Source organism: Algoriphagus aquimarinus, assembly GCF_900112005.1.
Classification (GTDB): Bacteria; Bacteroidota; Bacteroidia; order Cytophagales; family Cyclobacteriaceae; genus Algoriphagus; species Algoriphagus aquimarinus.
In genome coordinates this window covers 324,961-344,985 of the sequence record NZ_FOKK01000005.1, presented here as the reverse complement: position 1 = coordinate 344,985, position 20,025 = coordinate 324,961, and the positions used below count along the sequence as shown (strand labels likewise).

General features: G+C 39.8%; 14 protein-coding genes and 1 pseudogene. 3 read left to right on the top strand and 12 right to left on the bottom strand.

Going from position 1 to position 20,025, the window contains the following annotated elements; all coding sequences use genetic code 11:
- Positions 1-30 precede the first annotated feature (30 nt).
- The 4 genes from BM291_RS09100 to BM291_RS09085 all read right to left on the bottom strand — a co-directional run bounded on the left by BM291_RS09100 (position 31) and on the right by BM291_RS09085 (position 3,879).
- Entirely contained in the window at positions 31-492 is a 462-nt protein-coding gene (locus tag BM291_RS09100; protein WP_092896486.1) for a CBS domain-containing protein, read from the bottom strand.
- Positions 493-611: 119 nt separating this feature from the next.
- Positions 612-2,156 (bottom strand): FG-GAP repeat domain-containing protein, encoded by a 1,545-nt coding sequence (locus BM291_RS09095; RefSeq protein WP_092896484.1) that lies wholly within the window; start codon positions 2,154-2,156, stop codon positions 612-614.
- The gene (locus BM291_RS09090; protein WP_092896482.1) at positions 2,153-2,896 is read right to left on the bottom strand and encodes a copper homeostasis protein CutC; all 744 of its coding nucleotides are present in this window, start codon (positions 2,894-2,896) and stop codon (positions 2,153-2,155) included. The genes BM291_RS09095 and BM291_RS09090 overlap by 4 nt, the downstream gene beginning before the upstream one ends.
- Positions 2,896-3,879 carry a glycosylasparaginase gene (locus BM291_RS09085; protein WP_092896480.1) on the bottom strand — a complete coding sequence of 328 codons (984 nt, stop codon included), beginning with the start codon at positions 3,877-3,879 and terminating at the stop codon, positions 2,896-2,898. Before BM291_RS09085 ends, BM291_RS09090 begins: the two co-directional genes overlap by 1 nt.
- 172 nt (positions 3,880-4,051) lie before the next feature.
- Between BM291_RS09085 and BM291_RS09080 the strand changes: the two genes are divergently transcribed.
- Positions 4,052-4,813 (top strand): creatininase family protein, encoded by a 762-nt coding sequence (locus tag BM291_RS09080; RefSeq protein WP_092896478.1) that lies wholly within the window; start codon positions 4,052-4,054, stop codon positions 4,811-4,813.
- Here the strand turns inward: BM291_RS09080 and BM291_RS09075 are convergent, their stop codons facing one another.
- From BM291_RS09075 to BM291_RS09060, 4 genes are all read right to left on the bottom strand, one after another.
- Positions 4,814-8,338, bottom strand: coding sequence for a CRTAC1 family protein (locus tag BM291_RS09075; RefSeq protein WP_092896476.1), 3,525 nt, complete (start codon positions 8,336-8,338; stop codon positions 4,814-4,816). It abuts the gene before it with no gap.
- A gap of 141 nt (positions 8,339-8,479) precedes the next feature.
- Complete coding sequence (locus BM291_RS09070) at positions 8,480-10,204, bottom strand: RagB/SusD family nutrient uptake outer membrane protein (protein ID WP_092896474.1); 1,725 nt, start codon at positions 10,202-10,204, stop codon at positions 8,480-8,482.
- 52 nt (positions 10,205-10,256) lie between these two features.
- Positions 10,257-13,544: a SusC/RagA family TonB-linked outer membrane protein gene (locus BM291_RS09065; protein WP_092896543.1), complete on the bottom strand. Its 3,288-nt coding sequence runs from the start codon at positions 13,542-13,544 to the stop codon at positions 10,257-10,259.
- 475 nt (positions 13,545-14,019) lie between these two features.
- Positions 14,020-15,726 (bottom strand): OmpA family protein, encoded by a 1,707-nt coding sequence (locus BM291_RS09060; RefSeq protein WP_175499670.1) that lies wholly within the window; start codon positions 15,724-15,726, stop codon positions 14,020-14,022.
- A 158-nt stretch (positions 15,727-15,884) separates the two neighbouring features.
- On the opposite strand from BM291_RS09060, the gene BM291_RS09055 reads away from it, so the two are divergent.
- Positions 15,885-16,103, top strand: coding sequence for a PspC domain-containing protein (locus BM291_RS09055; protein ID WP_091695064.1), 219 nt, complete (start codon positions 15,885-15,887; stop codon positions 16,101-16,103).
- Here the strand turns inward: BM291_RS09055 and BM291_RS09050 are convergent.
- From BM291_RS09050 to hisS, 3 genes and pseudogenes are all read right to left on the bottom strand, one after another.
- The gene (locus BM291_RS09050) at positions 16,100-17,107 is read right to left on the bottom strand and encodes a glycosyltransferase family 2 protein (protein ID WP_092896470.1); all 1,008 of its coding nucleotides are present in this window, start codon (positions 17,105-17,107) and stop codon (positions 16,100-16,102) included. The genes BM291_RS09055 and BM291_RS09050 overlap by 4 nt on opposite strands.
- A 129-nt stretch (positions 17,108-17,236) precedes the next feature.
- Positions 17,237-17,584, bottom strand: a pseudogene (locus tag BM291_RS09045) (YbaB/EbfC family nucleoid-associated protein); the annotation flags it as partial.
- Between the two features lie 26 nt (positions 17,585-17,610).
- Entirely contained in the window at positions 17,611-18,975 is a 1,365-nt protein-coding gene (gene hisS, locus BM291_RS09040) for a histidine--tRNA ligase (RefSeq protein ID WP_092896466.1), read from the bottom strand.
- A gap of 165 nt (positions 18,976-19,140) precedes the next feature.
- On the opposite strand from hisS, the gene BM291_RS22035 reads away from it, so the two are divergent.
- Complete coding sequence (locus BM291_RS22035; RefSeq protein WP_170857096.1) at positions 19,141-19,284, top strand: hypothetical protein; 144 nt, start codon at positions 19,141-19,143, stop codon at positions 19,282-19,284.
- Between the two features lie 226 nt (positions 19,285-19,510).
- Here BM291_RS22035 and BM291_RS09035 read toward each other — a convergent pair whose 3' ends face one another.
- Entirely contained in the window at positions 19,511-20,020 is a 510-nt protein-coding gene (locus BM291_RS09035) for a metallophosphoesterase family protein (RefSeq protein ID WP_092896464.1), read from the bottom strand.
- Between the last annotated feature and the right edge of the window lie 5 nt (positions 20,021-20,025).

Sequence of the window (20,025 nt, the reverse complement as noted above, 5' to 3'; positions counted from 1 at the left end):
GGGCAATCATATTTTTTGCAAGTATTTTTTTTACCAGGTCGTCTGCCTTAAGGTCGGAAATGCCCGAATGACATCACTAAGACTAATCTGACCCAAAAGCACCCCATCTTTCATCACTGGGAATCTTCGAATTTTATGTTCCAAAAATTGTGAAGCAGCATCGAATATGGACAAATCCGGAGATAGTGTAAGTACATCAATGGACATATGCTCACTGACTTTGGCTGGAAATTTAGGTGTGTTTGTATATTTCCCTTTAATAATCTCTTTAAGACAATCCACTTCTGAAATAATTCCTACTAAGGCACCAGAAGCATCAATGACAGGTGCTCCAGAGATTCTACGCTTGGTAAGCATCTCCATCACCTGATCAATGGTGTCATCAGGTTTGAAAGTTATCAAGCCAGTACTCATGTACTCTTTGACAAGAATTTGCGGAATCGGGGCTTTTTTGGGCTCTGCCATTCTGACCCCTTGAAAACTTTTTACCATAGGTTAAAAATTAAGGTTGAAAGAATAAATTACCGAAACTACACCACAATTAAAAATTATAGTTTAAAAAATATAATTAACCAGAACTATATTTTTTAAACTATCACTAACACAAAACATTAATTCCTTCTGTTTTCCAAGTAAATAAATGGCCGCCAAGATTTAGTAGCACCTTTGTATAGATCATCAAATTCGAAGGAACCAACAAGCAAGTCAATATCGCCATCCAAATCCGCGTCACCGGATGTCATTGTAAGCCAATTCCCCTCAAAATTCTCACTCATTACGAAAGGTTCAAATTCACCTTTTTCACTTTGACGGAAATAAATTAAATTCTGCTTTGGCACTTGTGAATCATCAGGGAAGAAAGACAAAACGAAGAAATCCTGGTCGCCATCCCCATCAAAATCAGCTATTTCAATCCCACTCGCTCCATGCATGGGGTAAAACCAAGATTCCTCAAATTCATTTTCTCCATTATTCAAAAAAACATGAACCCCGTGGAAATTCTTCAGCACCTGTGACAAATCTGCATTATCTCCATTCACGACAACAATATCTTTGTACCCATCCTTATTCACATCCTCAAACCGGAAGTCACTAGATCCAAATGCAGGCTGAAAACGAAGTAACACTTTCTCTTTATACTTATTTCCACCTTCATTCAACCAGACATAAACACCTTCTTGCGCCTGCGCCATTAGGCCAAGCACATCCAAATCGCCGTCTTTATCAAAATCAATAGCTATTGCACGCCTTGCACCAGGCTGAGCTCTCAAAATCACCTCTGTAGGAGTAGTAGCTCCAGATAGATAAATACTCAATTTCCCAAGGTGATCTCCAAACTGCGAAACAACTCTATCCAGCTGCCCATCTCCATTCCAATCAGCAACAGCAAGATTTACTGGCCGTATCAGCTTGCTTAAAAGCTCTTCACTTTCCCACACCTGACCTTCTTTCCAAAATTTGGAGATATTCCCCAATGAATCATTGGATGGATCCATTCTTCCCATCGTCAGCAGATCGAAAGTAGCATCATCATTCCATCTGATATCCACAGGGGCTACGTCAGTTGAAATGGAATCTTTTATCTGAAATCCTTTTTTGGAATCTAGGATATAAATCATCTTTAATCGATCTCCCAGCCACACATCCCCGCTTTCCGGATGAATTTTTAGCATAATGGATAGATTACTTCTGGTTCTTTTAAAATCAGGCTGAGAAACCTGAAATCCTGGAATTCCCACCTTTGGAATTACTTTTTTAGCCTGAGGTAAAGGAGAGTCTGGCGCATTTTCCATGTAATAGGCTTGAATTTTATCCCAATCCTCTCTTCGAATCAATGCTCTCTTTGAATAAACTCCCAGAGGGACTCCCAAATCTTCTGGAAGCGAGTTTCCAAAATCTTCCGGTAAATAAAGTCCAATTCGCATTCTCATGTCTGGAAGTACTTTCTCCTTCCATGTATTTTTATCCAGAATTTCAGGTTCAGGCTTCACATGACAGCTGGCACAATAGGCATTTGCGAGCTGCTCCCCATTTAGATTCAAATCGATGGAAGCCAACAGCTCCAGTGAAGGAGGGGGTTGTTTCCTCTCAGAGATTGGGTTGCATGACACCAAGAAAATCGCTACAACTACTGCAGTCAAGCTTAATAACCTCATTCTTTGATTACCTCTAAAAACTGATTAACTGTTTCCTGATCTATCCTTAAGTGGTGGGTAAAAGATTTTGGATCCTCCGAAAATGAAACATCCGGATTGAAATATTGATTAGCTGAAGACTTCCAAGTTTTACAAGAGGCGTGGATTTCAGTCAAATAACCTGTTTTTTTCAACTCTAAAACATGTTCAGGTTTGGTTCCTCCTCCTGGCATAATACTGATTCTACCCTGAGCCTTTACCATTAATTTTTTCAAAGTATCGAGCCCCTCAGTAATAGAATTTTTACCACCTGAAGTCAAAATACGATCAAAACCACAGGCTATGATTTTCTCCAAAGAATCGAAATAATCAGCAGATGCATCAAATGCCCGATGAAAAGTACAAGGCTTGCCTGAGGCTGCACGTAAAAGCGATTTACATGAATCCACGTCCACAAAACCCTGATTATCTAACACTCCAAACACAAACCCATCCGCACCTTGAGCTCCCAATAATTCAATATCGCGCTTCATCACCATCAATTCCTTTTGAGAATAGGCAAAATCACCACCTCGAGGACGAATCATTACGAATACTGGAATATCAATTTCGGTTTTTAAGAACTTAAGCATTCCAGCGCTAGGTGTCTCTCCCCCTTCAGGAAAATTAGCACAAAGCTCTAATCTGTCTACACCAAAATTTGCTGCGTCCATGGCAGCTTCCACATTGAAAACGGGAGATTCTAAAATTATTTTACTCATTATTTGAAATGTGAGCCCGAATCAATCATTGCGTTTTTCTGAAGAGTTGCTTGCGCAAAGTTAAATCCGGGATGAACCGCATATGCGCCAACTTCACCATCCTTATTCATGGCAAGGAAACCTGCTTGTATATCTTTAATATTCTTACTGTTTTTTGCAATCAAACGCTTCACCGCTTCTTCACATGCTTCTTGTGGTGTACGCCCTTGACGCATCAATTCCACGATTAAAAAGCTTCCGCAGATTCGAATAATAGACTCACCCAATCCTGTGGCAGTAGCAGCTCCGACTTCATTATCTACAAATAATCCGGCGCCGATTATCGGGCTATCTCCTACTCTACCGTGCATTTTATACGAAAGTCCACTGGTCGTACAGCTACCAGCCATATTACCTTTGGCGTCCATCCCGATCATTCCAATAGTATCGTGATTTTCAATATTGATAACAGGCTTGTATTGGCTGGTGATTTTCCACTTTTCATAAGCCTCTTTAGCTTTTGGACTTAGCACCTCTTTTTCAATAGGAAAACCTTCCGAAATAGCTAACTGTCTGGCGCCTTCGCCTACAATCATTACATGCGGCGTCTTTTCCATCACCACTCTTGCCAAAGATATTGGGTGTTTAACCTGTCTTACAAAGGCTACAGCACCGCATGAACCATCTCCTGACATGATAGAAGCATCTAGTGTGGTAATTCCTTCTCTGTCCGGTAAGCCTTGCAAGCCTACAGACAAGTTGCTCAAATCGAGCTCAGTATCTTTCACACCTGTTTCTACTGCGTCAATTATGTTCCCACCTGTTTTCAATTTCTCCACAGCCGCAGCATTTGCCGGCAAACCGTGATTCCAAGTGGATAAGATTAATGGTTTTTCACCTTTGAAAAGCGAAGGAGCTTTAGCTTCAGCAATAGTAGAAACTCCTGGTATGAAAAGAGCAGAGCCCATAAGGGATTGCTTGATAAACTTTCTTCTTTGAGACATTAGACTTAATTTAGAATCAGCCCTTAAATTATTAAAATTGAAGCTAATTAGGCTCATCATCCTTGATTTCCTTTAAAATCAATTAATGATATGGCCTAAATTAAGCTCACCGCAATCATAAGTATTTATTTATCAGACGAATCCCATCTAACCTCAATAAGAACACAGTCCTATGAAACCCTACCTACTCGCAGAATCCAACTGGAAAACTCTTAAAAATCATCGTTTTGAATTGGCAGTTTTACCTTGGGGCGCAACTGAAGCTCATAATTATCATATGCCATATGGCACAGATGTGTATGAAGCAGACGCTGTAGCTAGTGAATCTGGAAGAAAAGCTTGGGAAAAAGGAGCTAATGTCACGATCATGCCCACGATTCCTTTTGGTGTAAATACGGGTCAGTCTGATATTTACTTAGATATAAATCTGAATCCAAGTACTCAGCTGATGATTCTTCAGGATATTATTACTGTTCTAGATAGGCAAGGCACAAAGAAGCTATTGATCCTAAATAGCCATGGAGGAAATGACTTCAAATCGATGCTTCGCGAACTTGGGCTTAAATTCCCTGAAATGATGTTGTTCACCTGCAACTGGTTTCAATCATTAGATAAAGCAAAATACTTTGATGAAGCTGGAGACCATGCGGACGAAATGGAAACTTCCATCGTAATGCATTTACACCCAGAATTAGTCTTGCCGCTAGATCAAGCTGGCGATGGGTCTGAGAAAAAATCCGTGATAAAAGGCGTGCAAGAAAAGTGGGCTTGGGCAGAGCGAAAATGGTCTGAGGTATCAGCCGACACAGGAATTGGTAATCCAAAAAAATCCTCCCCAGAAAAAGGGAGGAAATATTTAGAAGATGTTACCGATAAGGTTGCCGAGCTAATGATAGACATCTGTGAGGCTAAGAAAGGTGAAATGTACAAGTAATCAATCCAAGGAATTCATATCTACAGGCTTCAGGTTCCCTTTATAGTCCTGTAATTGAATTCCTTTCACTCCCTTAGGAAGCACGATTTCTCTTCCGGATTGAGATAGAAATCCAGACCCAAGACTGGTTTCAATTCGCTGTTTCAGACCATTTTCCAATTCCAAAATCACTGCCATTACTTCCTGGCCTGGAGTAATTGATTTACTCGTCTGGGGATTTTTATGTTGGAACATCAAGAGTTTCCCCCGGTTTTGTGAAGCTACGAGAAGCGGCTGTCCTTGAGCTGAAGTTATTTTCACCAAAGCTTTACCATCTCCAGGTACTACAAATCCACTTTCCTTAGGGCTCATTGGGGTAAAGTCTCCTTTCCCATCTCCTAAAAGCACCAAGCCCAAATGAGCATCAAGGCGACCGACAAAAATCTCATTGCCATAATCATTACCAATCAGAACCACGTCAGGATACCCGTCACCATTTACATCTTCAGTAGCAAGTCCATTTACTGGTGCTACCTGCGCTAAAGTTGGAAGTCGCTTGACCTGAAACTTACCATTACCAAGATTTTCGATGTAGGCTGTCTTGTCATAATTTCCTGTGAGAATTAATGCATCCTCTCTTTCTTTTTCAGTGAAAAGAGACTGCTCAGTACTTAGTGCATAAAGTTTATAACGTTCAAATTTCCTTCTAAACAACGTGCTTTGTCCATATAGATCTCCCCAGAAATGACTTGGAAATGAGTTGTAATTACCTTCACGATCCTTGTAGTAAGCAAAAGTGATAGGATCCACACTTCCATTATTATCAAAATCCTTAGCATAAATCTTAACAGGTCTTTCAGCCGTTGGGTGATGGGAGTTGTTTTCACCTAGATTACCTACTACAAAATCAGTATCTCCATCTTGGTCGAAATCACCAGAAGTAATGGAATTCCACCAGCCCAAGTAATTTTCAAGGCCTGTGTTTTCCAATTTAGTGAATTTGTCTCCAGTGTTTTTGAAAACAGAAATCTCCATCAATTCTCCTACTACAACCAAATCTACCAACCCGTCAGCATCCACATCAGACCAGATAGCATCCGTTACCATACCTATTTTGCGAAGTCCAGGAGCAATTTCATCCGTGACATCCTGAAGTTGACCATTGACATTTTTAAGCAGAAAGCTTCTCTCAGGAAAAGGGTACTGCGCCACAGGAGTCCGGCCGCCTACGAATAAATCCATATAGCCATCTCCATCGAAATCAGCGCCACGGACCGCTGATCCACTTGCTTTCACAGAGGAGAAATTCATATCTAGAGAGAAATTTCCTTGGCCGTCATTTAAAAACAATCGATCTGTGTATTCCGTGGCATCTCCCAAAAACTCGTTGCTTCCTCCTACCAGGTACATATCGAGATCCGAATCGTTGTCTACATCAAAAAGCAGAATACCCATTTCTTCAAAGAAATTCCCGTCTTCAGGAATAAGATTCTTAGCTGAAAACATCCCTTCTATGGTTTGAATATACACCTGAGGAGCATAGCCAGAAGCTGATCCAACCACTAAATCTTCGAGTCCGTCTCCATTGACATCGCCAGCAGCTAGGCTTGGACCATACTGACTCAATTTGTGCGGAATAACGCGCTGAATATTGAAATCAACTTTGTCATCTTCTTCATGTGTATACTCTATACCCCTTGCCGTCGAAACTTCCTCAAAAAGTGTATTGTTCGGTTCTGAAGAAATTATTGCCACCTTGTTCTTCCCTTGTTTTGCATCTGAATACGCAAATTCAAGTAGTTGATTCACCTTCACATCTGCCAAAGAACTTTCTTTCCCATCAGGCCAAATCACCTGAACAGAAGTGATTTCTGATACTGCTCCTACTCCGAAATGCATCACTTCATCTATCGACGACATGTATCCCCTTACGACCTGCTGCTCCTGATAGAGCTGATTTCCATTTGGAAGGGTAAGTAGAATTTTGGCCCCTAACCCCTGTGGATTATGAGTTGAGCCTTTCAGCTCCAACCTCACATAATTATTCTTTTGCTCCGTATTTGTGAGTTTGTTTTCAAATATAAATGCAGGATCATTGATATTATTTACCACATAATCCAAATCACCATCATCATCCAGATCTACAAAAGCAGCCCCGTTGGAAAAAGAAGGTTTATTTAATCCCCAATTGATTCCTTGGTCAGTAAATGTTAAATCGCCGTTATTTCTGAAGGCATAGTTTGGGATTTTCACGATGGGAATAGAGTCCAGCAACTGTCTGATAGAAGCAACGCTTCCCACATCCGCTCTATAGTTTGCAAAATCTTTATCTGTAATATCTCTTGGAAACCCATTAGTAACCAGCAAATCGCGATAGCCATCATTGTCCACATCTCCAAATAGTGGTGCCCAACTCCAGTCAGTTTGATACATGCCTGCCATCATTCCTATCTCACTAAATGGCACATTATCGCCATTATTCATGTGAAGCATATTTCGAACATATTGATATTCATAGCCCCATTGTTCGTTGCTAATATATACTTGGTAAGAGTTGCTTCCAATGGTAGTCTTCTTCCGATAATTATCCTCCCCCAGCATATCAAGTGTAATAATATCTGGTTTGGCATCATTGTTAAAATCAGAAATATCACCTCCCATAGAAAATTGGCTTTGATGTCTCAGCCGTTCCTTAGATTGATTAGAAAAAGTACCATCCTGATTATTGATATATAGGATGTCATTAGTCACATAATCATTGCTGACATGAATATCCGGCCAGCCATCATTATTCAAATCAGCAACCATTACCCCTAATCCATATCCTTCTATGGTAATCCCGGCTTCTAGGGTCACATCTGTAAATGAACCATCACCATTATTTCTATAAAACTTATCGTTATTAATAGCAGATCCATCAGTTATTTTCAGACGATAATTACTTGGTACACTTCGCTTTTGCTCATTATTCAGCACGTACAAATCCAAATCTCCATCTAAATCATAATCAATAAAAGAAGCCCACATTGCATTTCCTGAATCAGCAATACCATACTCAGTTGCCATTTCTCTAAAAGTAATTTGCCCCGTAGCATTTTTACCTTGGTTCACAAAAAGCAAATTATTCCGCTCACCTGGACCGAGTTTCATTGCAGAGGCAACATAAATATCCATCCAGCCATCTCCGTTTATATCTACGACAGCGACACCTGTACACCATTGATTGGCTGCAGCTACGCCAGCAGACTCGGTTATATCCTCAAACTTAAATGCCCCAGTATTCAGATATAGTTTATTTGAAACTTGGTTTCCTGTAAAAAACAGATCAGGAAGCCCATTATTGTCAAAATCAGCCACTGCCAACCCTCCACCATTAAAGATATATTCATCAGTGAGGATATTAAATGAGTCAGATTCTACAATTGTATTACTAAAATCAATTCCTGTCGTACTAGTGGGTATAAGTTCGAATAGAGTAGTATCTTTTTTGCAGGAAGAAAAAGCCAAAAGGAATAATACCAAAAGGCCAGAATAAGTAAACTTCATAGTAAATAGATTGGGTACTTGGGTGCTCTGAAATTACCACATTTGGTCGCGTATCAGAAATAAAACTTAGCTTTTTTAGCCATTAAACAAAAAAAAAGGGGAGGCTTATGCCTCCCCTTTAAAATTATGTTAATCAACTAATTAGAATCCAGTATTCTGAATTAGAATATCAGGCCCTACCAAGTCAATTTGATCTTGAGGGATTGGAACTAACTTATACTTGTCAGTGAATTTAGCACCACCAAGTGCAGCCTGAAGTATAGATCCGTCAAAAGCAAAATATGCATCCATTTCTGCTTGAACAGTACCCCATCTTACCAAATCATAGAATCTATGACCTTCCATTCCTAGCTCTAACTTTCTTTCGAAACGTACAGCGTCTCTAGCGGCTGTTGCATTACTCCAAGGAGCAGTGTAAAGTCCAACTTTATAGTTTGCTGCCAAAGAACCATCTTCTCTTTTTAAGCTTGAATTCATCGCACGAGTTCTGACCCTGTTCACATATTCACGTGCTTTCTCCAAACCTCCAAGTTCTACTTCTACTTCAGCAGCCATTAGCAACACATCAGCAAAACGAATCATCATAAAGTTCATTCCTGTGTAGCCAGCAGTCCAGCTAGACCCATCTTGGAATTTACCGATTTCATCTTTTTCATAGATGTATTTCTTTGGAGCATAAGGTCCGCCGTTTGGTTGGTTTCTAATCCAATCAGCACCTGGATGATCATCCCAATCTAGGTAAGGAAGAGCTCTTCTACCTACTGTATGATCTAATCTTGAATCCAAGTTGCCTTGATCTGGAGTAAACGCATCCTTACTAGCCATACCTTGATCATTTTTAACTCTGTTGCCAGCGGCGTTGTAAGATCCGTCAACTAGTGGAAGTCCACTAGCATCAGTTCTAAATGAATTCACAAACGTGAAACTTGGCTGGAAGAATCCACAACAACCTGCAGGACCACCATTGTATGGGTAGTTCAAATCAAATTCTGGATTAGCATTATTCACCGATCCCGTATTAGCAGCTGCTTGGTAAACCCAAACTGACTCCTTATGATTGTCGTTTGCTCCTCTAAACATTTCACCATAATTTTCAACTAGATCATATTTATCTCCTCTACTTGTTACACCATTTGCAATTACATCATCGAAAAGAACTTTTGCTTCAGGATATTTCTTCTGATACAAGTAAACTTTAGCTAATAGTGCTTTGGCGCCCCATGAGTTAATTCTACCTACTTGAGAAGGAACAGCTGGAAGGTTTGCCACAGCATACTTTAAATCAGTTTCAATGAAAGGATATAAATCCTGAGTATTACTGATTTCTTCTAAACCAGAACCGTAATCCACAGTTTCATCTACATATGGAGTATTGCCATAGTCTCTTTTCAACTCAAAGTAATAATGTGCTCTTAGGAATTTTGCCTGCGCAGATATTCTCACGACATCAGCATCAGTAACATCACCAGCCTTACTCATCATCAATCTGAGTACGTTATTAGATCTGGCGATTCCTTCATAAGCTCCATTCCACTTAGATCCAACTTCACCCGAAGCAGCATTTATTTCAAATCGCTGAATAGGGTTAATTGTACTGAAATCACCTGGATCTGTTCCTTTATTGGCATCTCCACCTCTGATACTTCCCCACACCCAATTGGATGGTGAGGCTAGTCTATTTCCCCTACCATTTACTTGAGAATAAGCCGCAATCAAAGATGCCTCAAGCCCAGCAAGGGTGGTCAATTGTGCCTCTGCGAGTTGTCCAGTAGCTGGAACCTCGAGAAACTCATCGCTACAGCTCACTGCCACCATCATCAATGCTGATGACAAAAGAGCTCCGACTTTTAATTTATAATTCTTCATGTTTTATAATCAATTATAGTTTCTATAACTAGATATATCTATTTAACAATACTTAGAAGCTAAGATTAACTCCGAAAGTATAACCGCGAGTAACTGGGTAGTTACCTACATCAATACCGAAAGTAGTATCGGCATTTCCACCCACTGCAGGGTCTAGACCACTATAACCTGTGATAGTAAACAAGTTGTTAGTAGAAGCAAACACTCTAAGTTTTTCCAATCTCCATCTCTCAAGTAAAGGAGCTGGAAGAGTGTAACCTAAAGTTACGTTCTGTAATCTCAAGTAAGATCCATTTTCTACATAGAATGAATTGGACACATCAGAAGTAGAGAAGTTTGCAGTTTTTTCTACAATTGGAATAGTAGCTCCAAGATTTTGTGGAGTCCAAGCATCTTTCAAACGCTCAGATATAGCTGCTCCTTCAAACGTCTGATAGAAATCAGTGAACCATCTAGATTGATTGAAAATTTCGTTTCCAAGTGAAGTGTATAGATAAACAGACAAATCCAATCCTTTGTATCCAACAGTAAAGTTTACACCACCTGTGAAGTCAGGAACTGGGCTACCAATAAATGTTCTATCATCTGGAGTGATTTGGCCATCTGGCTTACCAGTTAGCTTTCCGTCAGCATCTCTACCCTCAATATCTGCAAATTTAAATCGACCTGGAGCTGCACCAGTTTGTGTTGCGTGGTTAGCTACATCTTCTGCAGAACTAAATAGACCTTCAACTTGATATCCATAGAAGGAAGAAAGAGAGTGACCTACTTGGTTTCTGATAGGCTGAATACCTCTGTAGCTAGGGTTAATGGAAGTAATGATATCCAATCCTGGCGCCAAAGCAACAATCTCATTTTTCAAAGTAGATGCAGTAACTGTCATGTCATAAGTGAAAGCACTTGAAAGGTTACCTTTTACAGCTACCAAAAGATCTATACCTGCGTTTTTCATCTGACCAATGTTCACGAAAGGCGGAGTAGCATTGCTACCAGCAGTCTGTGGAATTGGAAGTTGGAACAATAGATCCTTAGTATCCTTCTGCCATACATCAAATATTACATCTAATCTACCATTGAAGAATGTACCGTCAAATCCAATGTTTTGAGTAACTGCAGTTTCCCACTGTGTATTTGGGTTACCGATTGTAGTTCTTCTAAAACCAATTAAAGCTGAAGAGTTAGACCCAGATATGTCATAAGAAGAAGCACCGACATTACCTCCGAATAGAGAATATTGGTTGGTCGCAGGCACTGGGTTAGAGTTACCCATTTGTCCCCATCCACCACGAACTTTCAGTTCGTCTATCCAAGTCATGCCAGACATGAAACTTTCAGATGACATTCTCCATGCACCAGAAAACGCTGGGAATACACCATATCTAGAGTTAGCTCCAAATACAGATGAACCATCTCGTCTTACTACTGCACTGAATAGATACTTATCGTTATAAGTATAGTTAAATCTACCAAAGTAGGAAGCGAAATTGACTCCCTTATACTGAGATGAATTTACTTGTCTGGTTGATACTGGCAAGTTAGATATCGTAACGAAGTTAGGATCTGTGGAGAAAGGATTTTGTCCACTAGCACTTATGTTTCTACCTGATCCAGTATTTAAAGCTTCCTGACCTAAAATCACATCAAATGAATGTTTGTCAAATTGCTTTTTCCAGCTAACAGTGTTTGTAAAAACCCAACCAAAGTTGAAACCAGAACCTTCTCCATAACCGAATGCTGAGTTATTTTCTGAGTTCTCATACTGCAATCTGCTGTAATCCCAATAGTAGTAGTTGTTATACTGTCCACCGAAAGAAGTTCTGAATTTCACGTTGTCAATAATATCAACTTCTGCGTACACATTACCGAAGATATTCGCATTAAAGTTTCTATTGTCTACTAGACCATCACGGTTTGCAATTGGGTTTCTAGGGTTGTTAAATGCTTTAGCAGCAGTACCCGCGTAGCCACCGAATTCATCGTAAACAGGTATAATAGAAGGCATACGGAATGCTTGCAGGATATCGTTCTCATCCTGAGCAACTCCCTGTCCACCAGTACCACCAGTTTGACCTAAAACTTGACGGTAAGTAGCTTGGAAGTTTTCTCCAATTCTGAATCTCTTAGTAACATCAAATTCTGAGTTAGCACGAAGTGATATTCTCTTGAAACTATTATTCAACATAATACCTGCTTGATCCTGATATCCTAATCCAACAAAAAATCTGCTAGTTTCAGAACCACCATTCAAACCGATAGAGTGTCTATTCAAAGGAGCATTTCTAGTAAGTTCTTTATACCAGTCAGTACCCTCACCAGTTGCAGCTCTTACCACTTGATATACACCACCTTTTGTTCTGTCCACATTATATTTTTCTCTTTCTGCGGCCAATTGTGCCTCAGAGAATGGACCTGCTACTCCTGATGAACCACCTACATTTATATAGTAAGGTAATACTGGAGTAGATCCAGTACCGAACTGTGCATGCTCATACTTAGGAGCTCTACCATCTTGCATAGCTTGATTAGTTTCTGCTAGCCAAGTATAAGTAGCGAAATCCTGTGGATTCATCATTTCTAATCCTTCACCTGGAGTAGTCACACCGAACATACCATTGTAATCCACTCTCAGTTTCTGATTTCCTTTACGGCCTCTCTTAGTGGTATAAATGATTACACCATTTGATGCTCTAGCACCATAGATAGAAGCTGCTGCTGCATCTTTCAACACTGTAGTTGACTCGATGTCATCAGGATTCAAGAAATCTGTTGATCCCACTGGAACTCCATCCACTACGTATAGTGGCTGATTTCCTCCGAAGGAACCAAAACCACGAACACGAATAATTGAAGAAGTACCTGGCTGACCGTTAGTAATTACTGTAACACCAGAAACACGACCTTGAAGGGCCTGCTCTACGTTACCAGTAGGTATTACTGTCAAATCCTTTGGATCTACAGTTGCAATAGCACCTGTAGTCTCTCTTCTACTGTCAATGGTGTAACCAGTTACAACCATTTCAGTAAGAGTTCTTTCGTCTGGAGCCATTTTAACATCCACGATGCTTCTGTTTCCAACGGCCTGCTCAATAGGAGAATAACCTATAAATGAGAACACAAGCACAGACTGATCACTTGGTACATTGAGGGAGAACTTTCCGTCAATGTCTGTCGCAGTACCTGTAGTCGTTCCTTTCACGAGGATAGTAACCCCTGGAAGTCCGACGTCGTACTCGTCTAATACTGTACCAGTAACGGTTTTTTGCGCAAAGGCAGCCGCACCAGTAAGAACTAAGAGCACAAAAAGTGCACTTAGATTTTTGTAAATATTTTTCATAAACATAGATAGATTGGGTAACAAGATTAATTTCAAAAACTTGTCTTTTTTTTTATTGATGCAATCGTTTGCGATCATGCTCAAAATAATAGCAAAAGATATTCGCCTGATTTACAGGATACTTTTGCGACTATACCGCGGCTTTTTTAAAAACCAACTGTGAAAAACCTTTAGGTTTGAGAGCATCTGTAAGTGATGCTATTTGGGTGGGCACACTTCTTCTAAGTAGAATAGGTCATAGGCAAGTATTTTGGGTTACGTTAATTGTACTAAAGCATCAATGTTAAAGATTCTTAAACAAAATTCAAATTCAAAGGCAAAAATAAAATTTGGAAATTATTTAGGTTAAGTGCACTAATCCGCAGTTTTAACATCAAATACGTCTCAATTTAGCTTATTTTAGGACTTATACAAAAACCAGAATAATACAATTCCCTATTTTTAACTTATCAAAATAGGTGAATAATTAAAAAATTGTTACTTATTTTTCGTTAATGGTAACAGATGGCTTAAATATTTGGAAAAATTCATCAGAAGACCTGATTTCTTCAAAAATCGGATCCACCAATGCTTTTTGATATATTAATTCACTAGCATTAATTGCTTTCTCTAATTGCAGTAATGCTACCTCCGTTTGTGCATTTTGGGCAGCGACCATCGCCAATCCATAAAAGCCGTACCCATAGTTCCTGCCTGACATCACAGACTCCTCAAATGACAACGTTGCGTTTGCGTAGTCTTTTGATAAGTAATAAGCCAACCCCTTATTGAAAAAATCCTTTGGTTCTGAATAAGCGTAATCAAAACGTAAAGTTGCCAACTTGTAGTCCCCTCTCATAATGTCTAATGCACCTCTTAGACTTTCGTTGTATTTCAGAAAATCTTGATTTCGCGTCAATACTGAAGCATCCGAGAGTTTTTTATATGCCTCCCAAATATTGCCTTGCAAAACTAGAATCTGTCCTTGATTATGCAAAACATATGGGTCGGTGCCTATTTTGGAAGCCTGATACAACAATTCATTCGCTTCTTTCCAGAGCTTAGCCTTTGTAGCCTGATCAAGCGTTCGCTGGGCTTGACGCATTTTCACTACTGCCAAATTGTTATATGGAACCACAGAACGAAAAAGCTCAGTCATTTTACTATAAATTTTAGCTTTATCCTCAAGCCGTGGAGTAGTTTCGCCTGCAATGGCCCAATCCGCTAAATCTAGATCAGAGCTAGCAGAATTATCATTCAATGCATTTTGAAGCAAGGCTGACTGAGTTTGGTTGAGCCCTGGAAGTGGTTTAGCTACCACTTCAATTTTTGCAGCACGTAAACCTGGAAACAATTCATTAGCGACCTGAGTAAAACCAGGGATCTTTTTGAGTGATAGGCTTTGAGACTGATAGTCAGAACCGTCTAACAATACTGCATAATATTGGTCTTTCCTTTGAGTGGAAAGCTTTTCGTATCCACGCAATTGCAATCGAAAATCAAACCAGTCATTTGTTCGAGCTTTTATTTCTGTCACATTCTCTTTAAGAGAGACATTTGATTCTAGTAAAAGTTTTTTTACTGCCTCTGCCCTATCCATTCCTAATTTGCTGCTTTTACCTTCTGAGCTTTCAGGAGATTGAGTACCTGTGATCTTAAAAGACATCACAGACGAATTTTCAGTCAAAAAAGATTTCAAATCAGCAATAGCTTTCTTGTTCGCAGCATTCATTTTAATAGTGGAAGAACCTGCGTCAAACTTGACTAAAAACTCTTGCGATCGTGAAAGATCTGCATCCAAGACTCCTGTAGAAATAAATAATCCTACTTGAGGTATTGGTTCATCTGGATTCACATTGCCTATTTTTGCTAACAAAGGCGTAGTAATCACACCTCTAGCTAGTATTTTTTTCTGATAAGGATCTGTCTGAGCTTTCTTACCTTGAAAAAACTGAGCTTCCAAAAAAGCACCTTCCATCCATGGTTCATAGGCCAATACAAATGATTCCTTGTATACGTATTCGGCAACTTTCTTAGTTAATTCTATATCTTCAAAGCGTATGAAACTCTCTGATGACTTGAATAATAAACTTAACTTGGGGCTTCTAGGACTTAAAGCTGATTCAATTGGAATGGTGCCTGACACCTCAAACCGAACTGAATCCCTAAAGAATTCCAACTTACCCGGTGTCACTTTAGAATCTTTCAAAAAATCGGTTTCGGGCACCATTATTGAACTGCAAAGCAGTGGCAATAAAAGCATTAAAAACAAAACAGGTTTTTTCTTAAACAATTGATCCAACATTCTTATTTATTAATACACGAGACTTTTTCTTTAAATTTACCGCAACGAACTCACCTATTACCATGGAAAAGCTGAAAATATTCTTCGAAGAAAGAGCATTTGGGGTTTGCTCACGCTTGGGTGAAAAGCTCAACTTCCCAATTGACAGCATTCGTTTATTCTTTATCTATGCCTCATTCGTTACAATGGGCTCACCAGTGATTTTATATGTGAGTATGGCAATGACCATGAAAATCAGAAAGTTCTTTCGAAAAAAGAACAACCCTGTTCTTTTTGATTAAAGCTGACCATAACTCTTCTTTCCTAAAACTTTCCAGTGCCAAAAGACTAATCCTACGTTTCCTTGTCTTTTCACCTCTTCCCTACCATTCAATTCAGGGAGAAATTTTTCTATAGAATTCTTTTTCAACTTAAAGTCTCGATAAGCATCTAATACTGCTCTCGAAAACTCCTTCTTTCCTTGAATCACAAAACTCAGGGCGGCCAAGTGTTCTAACAAAGATTTGACCACAAAAATCCTGAAAAACCGAGAAGAGTTCTCATTCTTGAAAATCATGCTGAGGCTATTCCGAATATTCAGGTACATCTTCTTGGGACTCGCCCTATCGAGCGTAGCTCCACCCAAATGATAAACTTCTACTGAGCCATTGTAACTTATTTTCCATCCTGAAGTCCGCATGCGCCAGCAGAGGTCTATTTCTTCCATATGCGCAAAAAAACCTGAGTCAAAGCCGGACAGTTGATGGAAAACTGTTGCATTTACAACCATACAGGCACCTGAAGCCCAATCCACATCGATCACATCGTTGTAAACTCCATTATCTTTCTCTATAGTATCCCATATCCTGCCTCTACAATAAGGATAGCCATAGGCGTCTAGGAAACCGCCTCCCGCACCTGCGTAGTCAAAAGTATCTTTGGCTGTCCAAGACAAAATCTTTGGCTGAAGTGCTGCGTAAGCTGGATGACTTACCATCCAAGCGATCAGATTTATATCCCAATCACTAGAAACTTCTACATCGGAATTCAAAAGAATATAGTAACCGTATTGACCTTTCAGCTGCGCAAGTCCTTCGTTATATCCACCAGCGTAGCCAAAATTTTCAGTAAGCTTAATTTGCTGAATCTGAGGATAGTTTTCTTTTAAAAAATTAATCGAGCCATCGGCACTTGCATTGTCTATTACCCAGACGTCATAAGTACTATACGCACAAACAGAAGGAAGAAATGTCTTCAGCATTTCTTCCCCATTGTAATTCAATATGACGATGGCGCAAGATTTCATGTGCTTATAATTTGTTTTTATAGGTCACATAGCTTATCGCGAACTTGATTCGGGACAAGCTCGCAAAGTTGAAAATCATCCTATGTGTGACGCTTAAGTCATGCCTATCTGCCTCAGGTACCCTCGATTTTATCCAAACATTCCGCCTAGATCCATTCCAGGTATGTTTGGCATCATGCCTTCAGTAGCAGCTTTCATCTCAGCTTTGATTTTAGCTTCTATAGCCGTCATCGCAATATTGGTAGCTGCTACGATTAGATCGCTTAACATTTCCTTGTCTTTTGGAGAAAGTAGCGAATCATCAAATTCAATGCTTACAACTTTTCTATCCCCATTCACAGATACTTTCACCATTCCTGCTCCAGATTCACCGGTTGCAGTAAGATGAACAAGCTTTGCCTGCGTATCCTTAATTTTAGCTTGGGCTTCTTTCACTTTGCCCATCATGCCCATTATATCAAACATATTTTCTTTGTTAAAACCTGCTGTAGGTGATTTTCAATTTACTTTAATCTCTCGATAGCTACTTCTATACTTACGGATTCCTGAGCTCCTGTTTCCAGATTTTTCAATGCGATTACATTCGCATCAATTTCTGAGTCTCCACAAATCCCAACAAATGGTATAGCTTTCTTAGAAGCAAAATCAAGCTGCTTTTTCATTTTGGTTAGGTCAGGATAAAGTTCTGCTTTGATGCCCGCTGCTCTGAATTTCTTCATTAAGCCCAAGGCATAAACAAATGCTTTATCGTCGAAGTGAGTTAAGAGAACTTTGGTGCTTTGAATACTGTCATCTGGAAATAAGCTAAGCTCCTCTAGCACATCATACAAACGATCCACTCCGAACGAAAACCCGACGCCAGACATTTTCTCCTTAAGTCCGAAATTCTCAGTCAAGTTATCATATCGACCACCTCCACTGACGGATCCAATTGAGACATGGTTCACTTTAACTTCGAAAATCGCTCCTGTATAATAAGAGAGTCCTCGAGCCAGCATAATATCGAGATCTACGAAATCCAGGTTTTCACCCATATCGGTCAAAATCTGAAACACCTCTTCCAACTCAGTTACTCCCTGAAGTCCAACCTCGCTCGTAGCAAGGAATTCTTTCAGGAAACTCAATTTACCAGCTTGATCAGCTTCCAACTTCACAAGAGGAACCAATTTCTCTATTGAGTCATCAGCAAAGCCTCGATCCGATAATTCTTCTTTAACTTTCTCCCAACCAATCTTATCCAGCTTATCTATGGCTACGCATAGTGGACCTTCCTTTCCAGCTTCGCCAATTGCCTCAGAAATCCCCGTCAGGATTTTTCGGTTATTCAGTTTGATACTGTAGTCATTCAGTTTTAATTTCTCGAAAACTGATCGGATCATAAGGACAATTTCTGCTTCGCAAAGTAAACTATCCGTTCCAACTACATCAGCATCACACTGATAAAACTCACGATATCTACCCTTCTGTGGGCGATCAGCACGCCAAACTGGCTGAATCTGAAAACGCTTGAAAGGAAAAGTCAAATCATTTCGATTCATCACTACGAAGCGAGCGAAAGGAACTGTCAGATCGTAACGCAAACCTTTTTCAGACACCTTAGTAAGTGTTTGCTTGTATCCATTTTGCAAATCTTCTTCGGATACATTTTTCAAGTAATCCCCACTATTCAAAACCTTAAACAGCAATTGATCTCCCTCATCGCCATATTTTCCAGTCAGCGTATTGAGATTTTCCATCGCAGGAGTCTCTATCTGATTGAAGCCAAAAAGTTGAAAAGTGCCTTTGATACTATCAAGGATATAATTTCTTCTGGCCATCTGGATGGTCCCAAAATCTCTGGTTCCTTTTGGCAGACTTGGCTTTTGCATAGCTTATTTTTTGGTGATTAGCTGCCAAATTTATTCAAAAAAAAGGAAACGCTCCCCCATATCACGAAAGTCGGAGAATTAAATCCTAATTATTTTAGGCTGAAAAGAAATCTTTATTTACTTTTGCGACTCGTTTCGAAACAATACAAATAAAAATATACGACCATGGCAGTTACTACACTGAAGAGAAAACTTAAAAGAAAAAGACAATCTCAGACCACACGTGTGATTAAGATCAAGCAATTGTCTGCTCAGCCTGTAATCAGAAACGTGGACGTTGAAGAGCTTAAGAAGTCTTTCGCGAAATAATATTTATTTCTGCAAAAACATAGAAGGCGATCATTTGATCGCCTTTTTTGGTTTGTGGATAATTTGAGATTTTAGACGTTAGACTTAAGACATTAGAATTATCCGCAGAAACTAGACCCCACTGCGACTGATCTCTGTAACTGAGAACTATTTTTGACTGCGACTGAAAACTGTGACTATCTCTAACTTTTAGCTCCACCTAATCACAATGTTGTCAACTAACTTCTCACAAAACCTTCCCTCTTTTCCCTAATTCCACCACCCGGAGATTTTTTATTTGCCCAGCCTCCAAATCAAACAGTAACATGGTCCGCATCACATGAAATCCATGCTGCCCTATAGCTCCAGGATTCATATAGAGGCAATTCACTGTTTTATCGAATTCCACTTTACATATATGTGAGTGTCCACAAATGAAAAGGTTGGGAGCCGATTCCATTATTTTACTTTTTATACCCTTGGCGTAGCGGGGAGGTTTACCCCCGATGTGCGTCATCAGCACCTTCACTCCTTCCAGCGTAAACTCCTGCCACTCCGGATAGGATTGCTGCATAGCCTTGTCATCAATATTCCCAAAAACAGCTCGTATAGGCTTTCCCTGAGGCAAAGCATCCATAACTTCAAAATTCCCAATATCACCTGCGTGCCAAATCTCATCTACCGAACCCAAGTGGGCTAGGGTTTTGTGATCTATATAACTATGGGAATCTGAGATGAGAGCGATCTTGGTAGGCATTTGAA

What these genes read in the sequence shown, in the direction of transcription:
- hisS (WP_092896466.1), bottom strand. Translation starts at nt 18,975, where the DNA reads ATGCAAAAGCCAAGTCTGCCAAAAGGAACCAGAGATTTTGGGACCATC.
- BM291_RS22035 (WP_170857096.1), top strand. Translation starts at nt 19,141, where the DNA reads ATGGCAGTTACTACACTGAAGAGAAAACTTAAAAGAAAAAGACAATCT.
- BM291_RS09035 (WP_092896464.1), bottom strand. Translation starts at nt 20,020, where the DNA reads ATGCCTACCAAGATCGCTCTCATCTCAGATTCCCATAGTTATATAGAT.
- BM291_RS09055 (WP_091695064.1), top strand. Translation starts at nt 15,885, where the DNA reads ATGGAAAAGCTGAAAATATTCTTCGAAGAAAGAGCATTTGGGGTTTGC.
- BM291_RS09070 (WP_092896474.1), bottom strand. Translation starts at nt 10,204, where the DNA reads ATGAAGAATTATAAATTAAAAGTCGGAGCTCTTTTGTCATCAGCATTG.
- BM291_RS09075 (WP_092896476.1), bottom strand. Translation starts at nt 8,338, where the DNA reads ATGAAGTTTACTTATTCTGGCCTTTTGGTATTATTCCTTTTGGCTTTT.
- BM291_RS09085 (WP_092896480.1), bottom strand. Translation starts at nt 3,879, where the DNA reads ATGTCTCAAAGAAGAAAGTTTATCAAGCAATCCCTTATGGGCTCTGCT.
- BM291_RS09090 (WP_092896482.1), bottom strand. Translation starts at nt 2,896, where the DNA reads ATGAGTAAAATAATTTTAGAATCTCCCGTTTTCAATGTGGAAGCTGCC.
- BM291_RS09100 (WP_092896486.1), bottom strand. Translation starts at nt 492, where the DNA reads ATGGTAAAAAGTTTTCAAGGGGTCAGAATGGCAGAGCCCAAAAAAGCC.
- BM291_RS09080 (WP_092896478.1), top strand. Translation starts at nt 4,052, where the DNA reads ATGAAACCCTACCTACTCGCAGAATCCAACTGGAAAACTCTTAAAAAT.
- BM291_RS09065 (WP_092896543.1), bottom strand. Translation starts at nt 13,544, where the DNA reads ATGTTTATGAAAAATATTTACAAAAATCTAAGTGCACTTTTTGTGCTC.
- BM291_RS09050 (WP_092896470.1), bottom strand. Translation starts at nt 17,107, where the DNA reads ATGAAATCTTGCGCCATCGTCATATTGAATTACAATGGGGAAGAAATG.
- BM291_RS09095 (WP_092896484.1), bottom strand. Translation starts at nt 2,156, where the DNA reads ATGAGGTTATTAAGCTTGACTGCAGTAGTTGTAGCGATTTTCTTGGTG.